The sequence below is a fragment of the Candidatus Babeliales bacterium genome (genome assembly GCA_035288105.1).
Taxonomy (GTDB): Bacteria; Babelota; Babeliae; order Babelales; family Vermiphilaceae; genus SOIL31.
On sequence record DATEAY010000007.1, the window covers coordinates 1 to 11,150 of the forward strand.

An 11,150-nucleotide genomic window follows, 5' to 3' on the forward strand; every position below is an offset into this window, starting at 1 on the left:
GTATAGTGTTATGAATCCACCTAAGCGTATTCAGGGTGCACTTATTTCTCGTATTAAAATTATGGCACATCTTGATATTGCGGAAAAGCGTATCCCGCAAGATGGAAGAATTGCAATTAAAGTTGGTGACAAACCATACGATATTCGTGTTTCGGTGTTACCAGTAGCATTTGGTGAGCGTATAGTAATGCGTTTGCTTGATAAATCACGAACATTCACCGGATTAAAAGATATTGGATTTAGTGACCGTGATTATAAAGTTATTGAAAAGAATATTAGTCGCCCCAATGGCATTATTTATGTTACAGGTCCGACAGGTTCTGGTAAAACGAGCACGTTGTATTCTATTTTAAATCAACTTAACCGTCCTGAAGTTAATATTGTAACAGTAGAAGATCCTATTGAATATCAAATGACAGGAGTTGGGCAAGTTGGGGTCAGAGAAAAAGTTGGACTTACATTTGCAGCTGCACTGCGTTCAATTTTACGACAAGATCCTGATATTGTTATGATCGGGGAAACGCGTGACCAAGAGACAGCGCAAATTGCAGTGCAAGCGGCGCTAACCGGACATCTTGTGCTCAGTACGTTGCATACAAATAGTGCTCCTGCTTCAATTACGCGATTAATTGATATGGGTGTTGAGCCGTTTTTAATTGCATCATCAGTGGTGATGGTTGTTGCACAGCGATTAGTACGTAAATTATGTCCACATTGCAAAAAAGAATTTCATCCAAATATAGAATTGCTTGAACGTATTGGTGTGTCTGCTAAAGAAGCGAAAGAAATTAAATTTTACGAACCGGTTGGTTGTGATGAATGTAATCAAACTGGATATCGCGGTCGTGTTGCAATTTTTGAAATCATGGAAATGACGCAGACAATTGCAAAATTAACTATGGAACGCTCTGAAACGGGTATAATTCGCGAACAGGCACTCAAAGATGGGATGATTCCATTGATTAAAGATGGTTTGCGTAGAATTAAAGATGGTCTGACAACTATTGAAGAAGTTCTTGCTGTTGCAACAATAGAACAAGAGTCAATTGACGAATAAACAGACTTAAAAACATTTATCAGGCTCTCATAATATACGTAATATTGTGAGAGCTTTACAAATCTTCTTATATTAACCAAAAATGAAATAGAAAAACTGAAAGAGTAACAAGACTTTTTTATGAATTTATGATAGAAATTATACAGTTTTAAATACAATAATATTCTGTCATAAGAAAGGTACATTTCTGTGTTGCAAGTAAAAGTGGTTTCTTTATCTTCCATAATGCTATTTAGTTCGCTCTCATTCACTATGGATGAAGCTTTGGTACGGGGAAATGGTACAATTGTTTCTTTATCCAATCATCCCAGGGGTCGATCAGAGCCGTTTATTTTTCAAATGTCGGCAAACGCATCTCCAAAAAAACAGGATATAGTCAAAGGTTATCACACATCTGAAATAGATTTTTTGAACAAAGCTGCTGCAAGAGAATTATCAATAAGAAGGATGCATGCAAGAATAATTAGTAATCAGATAGATGCACAGTATATAGGTACTGGTGATCAATGGTCTTTTAAAAGGCAAGTGATTACCTTTTTTGGACTGGGAGGAGCAGGGTATGTTGACATTAAAGATGCGATCAAAGATCTTGCTGAAATATGTTCGCATGTTTCTGTTCAATTAAATAGACCATTAATTGATGCAGTGAGAGAAGAAAATTATCGCTTTGATAGTCTTATGGAAAGATTGATTGGGGAAAAAATAAGAAGATATGATTCGCACATGAGTAGCCATTGTTTTAGGCCGTGCATAGTAGGTTCTAATATTGATGATTTTTTCAATTCACAACATATATTTCCTGATCTGCCAGCTTCTTTACAAAAGTACATACAATTCAAAACAGAGCAGGATTATCGTGATTCTTTTAGATTGAAAGATAGTGTGCCATTTGTGTTACATGTGTTACAGAAAGCTTTTTTGAATAGTCGAAATCAAGAGCAATTGCAAGCACTGCTTATGTCCTCAACACTCAAGAAATATGAAGATAAAAATGTAATTTGTTTATTTCAGCATGCAATTCGTGGACGATTGGCAAAAATCAATGAAGGCAAGCCTGATCAAATTGTGGATGTGAATGCAATAAAAGCAGGAGTTGCTGCAGAATCAATCATAAAAAATGCTTGTCGATGTGCGGATGGTACTGTAACAGATTATGACGATTGTTGGTTTGATTGTGATTGAGGTATGTTGTTGTATTGTTAAAAAAAATTGAGTGACATTTGTGGATCAAAAAGCAAAGTTGTAAACGTGCGTTGTAAAAATGGATTTACACTTATTGAAGCGATGGTTGTTGTCTGTTTGTTTGCCTTAGTCGCAACGTTAGGCATGATGCAACTTTCATTTTTAGATTCTACGATTATTCATGCAGAAGTAGATAAACTTGCAACGGTGTGTTCATATTTACAACAGAAAGCAATTGCTACCGACACGGAATTGGTATTAACCTTCGATATGCAAAAAAATGAATATCGTTGTGATAAGATTCGTGAAGTTTTATCACAACGAATTTCTTTTGGTTTTTTGCCAAATGTACTTGGTCCACCTGGATCTCCATCACACAGAATTGAAAAGGCAACTACTTTTCCCGATTCAGCAGTTCATTTTTATCCGACTGGCATTATTTCTTCTGGTACTGTGTATCTTGTTGATAAAAAGAAACAATATATGTACGCACTGAGTAATGCTGTTTCTCAGGTTTCCTATTTACGTCTCTATCGGTATGATGGTAGATGGAAGCTGTTAGGTGAGAAATAAGGGTTCGTTTCCTTTGATCTCCAGCTCCGTTACTCTGCGCCAGGGCGTCCCGCGCTCATCCTGAACTTGTTGAAGGATCAGAGCGCACATAATAGAAATCTTTTAAATGTAAGATCATTTTTATGTATATAATAAAAAATTGAAAATTTAAGAACGCTTGATCCTTCAACAAGTTCAGGATGAGCGCGAGGAAAATACTTAACAAAAGAGAAAGAGCTGATTTTTTTATAACGAGTTAGCTAAGTGATTGCATGTTAAAAAAAATAATCTTCGCAATAATACTGGGTATCTTTGGCACCATTTTTTTTGCACAATATGATTCATGGACGCATAAAAAAATTGTGTCATTATTCCAAAAAATGTCGAAAGAATCGCTGGGTGGTAATTTTTCGTGTTCTGTGCAAGCGGTAAATTTTTTTTCACCATCAATAACGTTGCACGATGTTGAGATGGTTTCATCAGATTCTGATCTTTGGTTGTGGCGATGCAAAAAGTGTGAAGTGACGTGTTCTTGGTTACAGTTATTATTTAAAGGTACATTGGATCAGCACGTTATTATGGATGGATTTGAGTGTAGATCGCGTGTTGAAAATTCTTGTCTTGCGATTGAGCCGCACATGATCGCCATGATGCAGCAGTCTTTTTTACCATTTTCTAGTGAGTTAAAATCGGTTGTTTTTAAAAATGGTTGTTTATACGCAGATGATGGAACGGGAAAAAATGAAGTATCTCTTTTTTTTAACAGTTCTTCATTAAGAATAGGCAACCAGATAAAAACAACCATGTCGATTGGAGATGGTCAACTTACGTATGAAAAAAATAAATATGTTGAAAAAGTTGCAGTAGATTTGTCGCTTATCAGCGAATACATTGGTGATACATTTGATTTAGGTATGCAGGTTGCGGGGACATTTGTATTATCGCATTTGGGTAATCAAGGAGGATGTTATTTAACGGGTGGATGGAAATCTAATCGAGGAAGATTCTCAATACACAATGCGTATAATTCTTTGATGATAGATCCCATTATTATTACTGAGCGTGAATTGCGTATGAATGGCCGTTTTCCTTTATCGTATGCAGTCAAATGTGCGCGTAATTCTTTAGCTGATCAGGTGATTAATGGCGCAGCACACTTTTCGGTGAAGGTAAGTAGAGATGAGTCACATACAATTGATGGATTGTTGGTAGTTGAAGATGTAAAACTTAATCAGCATCATGTATGCGATATGGGAAAATTTATTTTTGAACGGCACGATGATGATTGGAAAATGCGATTGCTAATAAGTCGTTATAATCAGGAATGTAAAGGAACTGGTTATTGGCATGAATCGGACCGCAAAGGAGAGTTGTCTATTAAAAATGTTACCGATTTTGCAGCAAAAGCGTTTACGTATTGGCGCATTAAACACAACAATTTTTTTGTGCATGTAACGGCGCAAGATGATAAAATACAAGGTAACTATCAAGCAACTGCAACAAATATTTTGAGTGCTGCAACGCATAGTACAAAAGGTTCTTTTTCTGTGATAGAGGGCGTGCTTGCTGCGTGCGGGCTAATCGATGCACATGAATTTGCAATTGATGCAGCTTTGTACCCTGAAATTGTAGTTAAGCATTGCTCGTACAAAGACAAAGAACATAAAGATTTGATCACATTGCAAGCAACCGATGATACAAAAGAAGTATGTGGTTCAATATCTTTTCCTTTTGTTCGTTCAATGATCAATACAATGTTACATTATGATGTTCAGGGAGAAGGAAATTTAGATGTTGTTGCAAAGTTTGCATTACCGGAAATTGTTGTAGATTTTACACTAAAGGATGCAACAATCAGGTTGCCACAGACATATAATTTTATTGATGGCTTACATGCGCATTGTGTTTGCAATGTAACTCAAAAATCAGCAGTGTTGGAAGATGTTACTATATCTTTGCATACAGGAAAAATAAGTTGTTTGCGTGCAACGAGTTACTTTGATGATAATGGTGCGCTAGTGTTTACTCATGCGCCATTGATTGTAGATCGTTGTTTACTCAATGTTAAAAAAGATCTTTTTGCAATCGTTTCTGGCAATCTTCTTTTTGCAAAATCTTTAACATCACCTGCGAGTGTGAGTGGGCATATCATTATTGATAAAGCTCAGCTGAAGGAAAATCTTTTTTCTGGCATCATTCAAAAACAACTTTTATCGTATACACATTCAGTATTTTCCTTGCCAGATGTACCACTCTATTGTGACCTTGCTATTGAAACAAAATCTCCGATTCGTGTTGATACAGGATTTTTCCAAACAAACGCGCACGTCAATTTACGAGTAAAAAAAGAGAGACATGAGCCTTCAGTTACTGGTTCGATTGTTTTACATTCAGGAACGCTCAATTTTCCTTACAAGCCGCTTTATATTTCTAAGGGCATCATTACCTTTACACCAGAGCAGTTGTTCGATCCTATGATTGAACTTATTGCGCGTAACAAGATAAAAAAATATGATGTTTCATTGCAAGTTGAAGGATCTTTATTAACACATCACATTGTACTTGATGCAACACCACCACTGACCGAAGAACAAATAGTTGGATTATTGCTGGTAGGTGCAGAAGAGAATTCGTTGAATAGCATGATGCCCGCGTTGATTGTTCAAAATTTAAAAAGTCTTATTTTTAGTAACAATCAGTTATCTTTTTTTGATAAATATTTTAAACCATTGTTGGGAACGTTGAATATTAATTTAGTACCAAGTTTTACTGATCAAACAGGGCGTGGTGGATTACGCGGAGCATTAGAAATTACTGTTGATGATCGGTGGCGTGCGGTGATTCAAAAGAATTTTAGTTTGACCGAAGATACCAAATTTGAATTAGAATTTCTCTTTTCTGATGATATAACGCTGCGTGCTATTCGTGATGAGAGGCGTGATTTGGGTGGTGAGGTTGAAATGCGCTGGAAATTCTAGTACTTCTATTCATAGCACCATATCAAACATTGAGATCTTCCAAAAACCATAACGCTAAATGCTTACCGCGTTCCCATTCAAATGGCACATCTTCTTGGATTAAAGCGAGAGGTCTAGGGAAATTAAATGGTGGTAGTTCAAGATTAAGCTTTCGCCAGTCACCCGTTCTTGCGATATAGACGTTGCCTTCTGATGTAAGATTAGTGGTCATAAGAATATATTTCGATCCACTTTGCTTAAAGTTTCTCAGGACTTTAAAAATTTGTTCGTCAGTCAGATGAGCGAGCATATCTCGGCATATAATAAGATCTACTTTTTCAATTATATCCTCGATAAGATTGAGGTGTCTAAATTCTCTTGTTGCCCCAAAGATTCTTGCATTGTTTTCAATTAATTCCTGAACAATATCGATACCAATGTACCTGCATGTTCCAATATCCACATACCTCATCCAATTAAGATCACCGCATGGTGCATCTGCTATTGAAGCGATCCCAAATCGTTGAAGGAGCGTACTGAGCGCTTGGCGCATATTTTGTGTAACTTTAAGTTCGGATCCTGGACCGGAAACACTTTCTTGTGATAGCCAGCAATTTTTTTCATAGATATAGGTGAATATTTCTTCGACCGGATCGAGAACGCGTTTGTTTGATGATGTAGTGTCATTGACCGCAGAATAGGAGATACTTGAACATAGTAGGGCTAGATAGAATGTTGCATTTTTGATTGTCATACTCGCACCTTTTCATTTTTTTGAGATCTTTTTTTATGGTTAGTGTATATAAACTATAAGTGAGAATCAATTAGTTTTTTATTCATATCACTACTGAAAGTTTTTGGTAGTGATATGAATTTTTTATGCACGCTTGCAATCAATATGCATAATGCATTATAATCCTGTCGTTTATGAACAGGAGTGACAAAAAAGGATGATGTATGAAACATAGAAAACTATTGATTTTTATAGCCATATGTTTTTCAAGAACCATATGTGCGGATCAACTTCCTCAAGAACGCGATGAGCGTGTTGAAGAGATGGCAAAAGAAAGTTACAACATTGTTGATAGTATATTTGCACAGGCGCGAACATCGATAGCTGCTCAAGAAGATATAATGAATCCTATATGGTTTAAAAATTGCCAAGAGATTCGCAAAATACGAAATGTATTATCTGATGCGTGTATCACTTTCCAATTCGATCAGAATACTGAAAATCCAATTCCAGAAATGTTAGAAACATATTTGCAGAGTAAAATACGTGAAGAAACGATAAAGGTTTTTGATATTCATGGAATTTCTATAAAAGACGTAAACAATTTCTACGAATTATCTCACATCGTGTGTGCATTGAGTCAGGGAAGACATTGTAGTAGGATGATACGCGAGATTAAAAATGAAAATTTTGATAGTATGTTAAAATTAAAAATGCAAAGAATAGCAAGAAAACAGCACAGAAAAGATGATGCTCGTCAATTGCGAAAAATACTTATTCTTGGTGCACGAGGTTAAAATAGCTGATTTTTTACAGGAGATAGTATGAAGCGATTATTGTGCACATTGATATTATTTTTTTCAGAAAATACGTTTGGTATGTATCATGCGGTGCGATCAGTAAACAAAGTTACGCCAAAAAGTACACAACTTTGTTTGAATACATCACGTAATTTTGGAACAACACATTTTATTGCTGGATATAAAAATCCACAAGTGCAATTGTCTGAAGAGCCGAAAAAAAAGCAACAATTTACTATTGATAAAAGACTGCCGATTATCGATGGTAGTAGCGTACATCTTGTCGATGAAGCACGTCTTACGCAATCATTTTGTACTATGAGGCATGATATCTCATCAGTTGTTTTATCTCTACTTGAAAAAGCACAAAAAAAGATTAGCGTTGCTGCTTTTTCTTTGACTGATGCTCGTATTGCAAATCAATTAATAGCTGCTCACAAAAAAGGTATTGATGTATGCGTTATTCTGGATGCTGGTAATATGAAGCAAGTATACAGCAAGGCACAAATGCTTATTGATAATGGTGTTTCGGTGTGGCGTTATGATCCCTTGTTAAGACCGAATTATAAGAAAAAGAATGGATATGAACAATTGATGCATCTTAAGTGGATTATTGTTGATGATGTGTTAATAAATGGATCGGCAAATTTAACGAAGTCTGCACAAGATGGTGAGAATATAGAAAGCGTGACTGTTTTCAGATGCCCACAACTAGTAAAAGAACATCGTCGAGACTTCAAATACCTTAAAACATATTGTGTTGCGTGTAAGCCTACTGTGTTGGTTGATAATAAGATTGCTGCTATGGAGTAAATTTTACAGTAAAACTTGATAATCATAAAAAAAAAAAGGAGTGAAATAAATTCACTCTCTTTTTTTAATTACATCATACAAGAGTACAAAACGTAACTGAATTATTTTGCTACAAAAAATAACTTATGTTTACACAAACCTGAACAGAAACTTTATCAGGGAAATACAAGAAGGGGCTTCATTACTACAATTCCTTCTTAGCTCGCTTCAATAGTACTGCGGGTTAAAAAAAAATGCAAGAGCAAAAAGTAATGAAATTTTACAATTATTTTGTGGGTGTTGCGCACGTGCGTACATGATTGAGAAGTTGTTGGAAGTCATCAGGAATTTTGGCAGTGAAAGAATAATCTTTTCCATCAAAGACGAATGATAAACTTTCTGCATGAAGTGCTTGGCGATCAATGTGTGGTGATTTTTTTCCATAGAGCTGGTCGCCAATAATGGGATGACCAATTGCAGTCATGTGCACACGAATTTGATGGGTGCGGCCTGTTGTAGGTTTGACTTCTACAAGTGCTGCATTTTCGAAATATTCTAAAACTTTATACTCTGTTTTTGCATGGCGTACTTTTGTAGATCCTATTTTTCCCGTTTCATCTATTGTGTCTTCATCAAACGCTGCCATTTTTATGCGATTAACTGGATCACGGCCTATAGCAAGAGTTATGGTGCCTTCTTTAGGTGGATGACCTGTAACAATGGTTTTATAGGTTTTATGAATATTTCTGTTTCTGAAAAGTGCTCCAATGGCATTGTGAGCAAAATTTGTTTTGGTGATAATCAAAATGCCAGAGGTTTCCCTATCAAGACGATGGATGATGCCAGGTCGATCAGCGGCACCAATTGCTGAAATGTCTCCATGGTGGTGGCGTATCCAATCAACTACGGTGATTGCATTACTGGCACTTGAGGGAGCATGAACCAATAAGTTTGCTGGTTTATGTATGATCATAAAATGCGAGTTTTCAGCAATTATTTCAATTCCGCTCGTTCTATCGATAATGTGGTGGGGCTCTACAATGCGTTGAGTGGGAAATTGTATGGTCACGGTATCGGAAGAATAGACCGGTGAGCTTGATTTTTTTGCGGTTATACCGTTGATAGTAATGCCGTCTGCATCGATAATACGTTGAAAATAACTACGTGAATAATCAGGGAACAATTGTGCTATATAACGATCTATGCGACAAGACTTGCTATTTTCTGGTACAATAAACGAGAATGTAGTTCCTGCTTCAATGGGACCATGCTTAACCATACAAGACTCTTTTTTTGTTGCTATTTATAAAAAATAGTGAATTAAATCTTTATTTTAAGTGTTATCTATAATAGTCTTAAAGTCAAATGGCAATTGTAGTTGCATCTGTTTAAAACAGCGTCTAGACTGAGAAAGATTGGTAGTTGTCGAATGGTAAGGGTCCACTGCAAGAGTTTAGGAGAAAAGCCATGGATGTAAAAGATTTGCTCTACGGGATTCAGAATAACATTGATGAAGTAATTTCGCAAAAAGGCCCTGATGGTATGCGATTATGGCACGAATTGCTTAAAACGCATCCTGTTGATATTGCGCAGATGTTTAAAAGTTTGAGTAGAGAACACATCAAGGCGCTATATAAAGCTCTTCCGAGGCCAATTCAACTTGACCTATTTCATGAACTACAAGATAAATTAAAAGTCTACGTTCTTTCATTTATGGATGATCAGGATCAGGCTGATGCTTTCCAGACTCTTTCAACTGATGATTTAACCGATTTGTTTGATATTTTCTCCGATGAAGAACTAAAGCGGTATCTTGAATCTTTGAATAAGCGTGTGCGTGAAAAAATTATTAAGATGCTTAAATTTGAGCCAGAATCAGCTGCCGGGGTGATGCGCACAGATGTGCTTACTTTGATGGAAGATTTTACTGTTGAAAAAAGCATTCAACTGATGCAACGGTTAAGACCAAGCAAAGAAGTACATCAGTTGATTTTTATAGTGAACAAAGATCATCGTTTGGTTGGTTTTGTGTATTTAGAAGATTTAATCTTTAACAAACCAAATGTTCGTATTTCTTCTTTTATGCATAAAAATGAACTTGTTGCCAATGCGCATGAAGATCGTGAAACGATTGCAAAAGAAATGGTTCACTATGGTGTTACAACGGTGCCAGTAATTGGAAATGATGATATATTTCTTGGTGTTATTTCCGGTGATACATTGGTAGATGTTTTGGTTGAAGAAGCAACTGAAGACGTTCAAAAAATGGCAGCCATGTCTCCTCTCAAACGTCCTTATTTTGAAACATCTTTTTTTCAATCTTTATATGAGCGTAGTTACATTTTAGTCATATTATTGTTGGTCGGTTCTGTTTCGACAACCATCATGCGTATGTACGAAGCAACGTTAACAGAAATGTTGTTGTTGTTCGTTCCTATGTTGACCAGTGTTGGCGGAAATACGAGTAATCAAACATCGGCTGTTGCAATTTGTGGAATGGCTTCCGGTGAATTTGATCAGAGCACAATGAAATCATTTTTACGGCGTGAATTTATGATGGCAACATGTTTATCTGTTATTCTTGGTTTAACGGCGTTTACACGTGTTTACTTAACGAGTAAAGTGTTGTGGGAGAGTGTGGTAGTAAGTTTTACGCTTGCTATAATTGTTTTAGTTTCTGTTACACTTGGTAGTGCAATGCCATTTATATTAAAACGCTTTAACATAGATCCAGCATTTTCGGCAGGACCTTTCTTGGCAACCATCATGGATGTTGTTGGAATTTTAATTTACTGTACTAGTATTAAGATCCTACTTTTCTAAGTATCTAATGTAATCAAATTGCTTATTTTCCTTGACAAAATAACTTTATAAATATACCTTCTAATAGTGAATTAATTCATCCCCGTTCTACGTTTTACTTCGAACGGGGACCCCAGTAAAGAATCATCGATGGCTCTTATGGGTAGTATGAATCAGGCTACATTGATGATTCGTACTGTAATTGAAATTGGATTGAAATTTAGTGGGGCGCTAGCTCAGTCGGTAGAGCAACAGCCTTTTAAGCTGTGGGTCGT

Annotated in this window: 9 protein-coding genes; 7 read left to right on the forward strand and 2 right to left on the reverse strand. The window is 36.2% G+C overall.

Annotated features, from left to right (window positions below; genetic code table 11):
- The 4 genes from VJJ26_00320 to VJJ26_00335 all read left to right on the forward strand — a co-directional run.
- Positions 1 to 1,057: GspE/PulE family protein (locus VJJ26_00320; protein ID HLC06604.1), on the forward strand; the 1,057-nt coding region annotated here is incomplete at its 5' end.
- Positions 1,058 to 1,246: 189 nt separating this feature from the next.
- Complete coding sequence (locus VJJ26_00325; protein ID HLC06605.1) at positions 1,247 to 2,239, forward strand: hypothetical protein; 993 nt, start codon at positions 1,247 to 1,249, stop codon at positions 2,237 to 2,239.
- 66 nt (positions 2,240 to 2,305) lie between these two features.
- On the forward strand, positions 2,306 to 2,812 hold the full coding sequence (locus VJJ26_00330; GenBank protein HLC06606.1) for a type II secretion system protein: 507 nt from the start codon (positions 2,306 to 2,308) through the stop codon (positions 2,810 to 2,812).
- A 251-nt stretch (positions 2,813 to 3,063) separates the two neighbouring features.
- Positions 3,064 to 5,769, forward strand: a complete 2,706-nt coding sequence (locus VJJ26_00335; protein HLC06607.1) for a translocation/assembly module TamB domain-containing protein — start codon at positions 3,064 to 3,066, stop codon at positions 5,767 to 5,769.
- Between the two features lie 22 nt (positions 5,770 to 5,791).
- On the opposite strand, the gene VJJ26_00340 is transcribed toward VJJ26_00335, so the two are convergent.
- Complete coding sequence (locus VJJ26_00340; protein ID HLC06608.1) at positions 5,792 to 6,502, reverse strand: class I SAM-dependent methyltransferase; 711 nt, start codon at positions 6,500 to 6,502, stop codon at positions 5,792 to 5,794.
- Positions 6,503 to 6,705: 203 nt separating this feature from the next.
- On the opposite strand from VJJ26_00340, the gene VJJ26_00345 reads away from it, so the two are divergent.
- Both VJJ26_00345 and VJJ26_00350 read left to right on the forward strand, forming a co-directional pair.
- Positions 6,706 to 7,278: a hypothetical protein gene (locus tag VJJ26_00345; GenBank protein HLC06609.1), complete on the forward strand. Its 573-nt coding sequence runs from the start codon at positions 6,706 to 6,708 to the stop codon at positions 7,276 to 7,278.
- A gap of 27 nt (positions 7,279 to 7,305) precedes the next feature.
- The gene (locus VJJ26_00350; protein ID HLC06610.1) at positions 7,306 to 8,094 is read left to right on the forward strand and encodes a phospholipase D-like domain-containing protein; all 789 of its coding nucleotides are present in this window, start codon (positions 7,306 to 7,308) and stop codon (positions 8,092 to 8,094) included.
- Between the two features lie 265 nt (positions 8,095 to 8,359).
- Here VJJ26_00350 and VJJ26_00355 read toward each other — a convergent pair whose 3' ends face one another.
- Positions 8,360 to 9,352, reverse strand: a complete 993-nt coding sequence (locus VJJ26_00355; protein HLC06611.1) for an RluA family pseudouridine synthase — start codon at positions 9,350 to 9,352, stop codon at positions 8,360 to 8,362.
- 188 nt (positions 9,353 to 9,540) lie between these two features.
- On the opposite strand from VJJ26_00355, the gene mgtE reads away from it, so the two are divergent.
- A complete protein-coding gene (mgtE, locus tag VJJ26_00360) occupies positions 9,541 to 10,896 on the forward strand; it encodes a magnesium transporter (protein HLC06612.1) in 1,356 nt (451 codons plus the stop codon).
- Positions 10,897 to 11,150 lie beyond the last annotated feature (254 nt).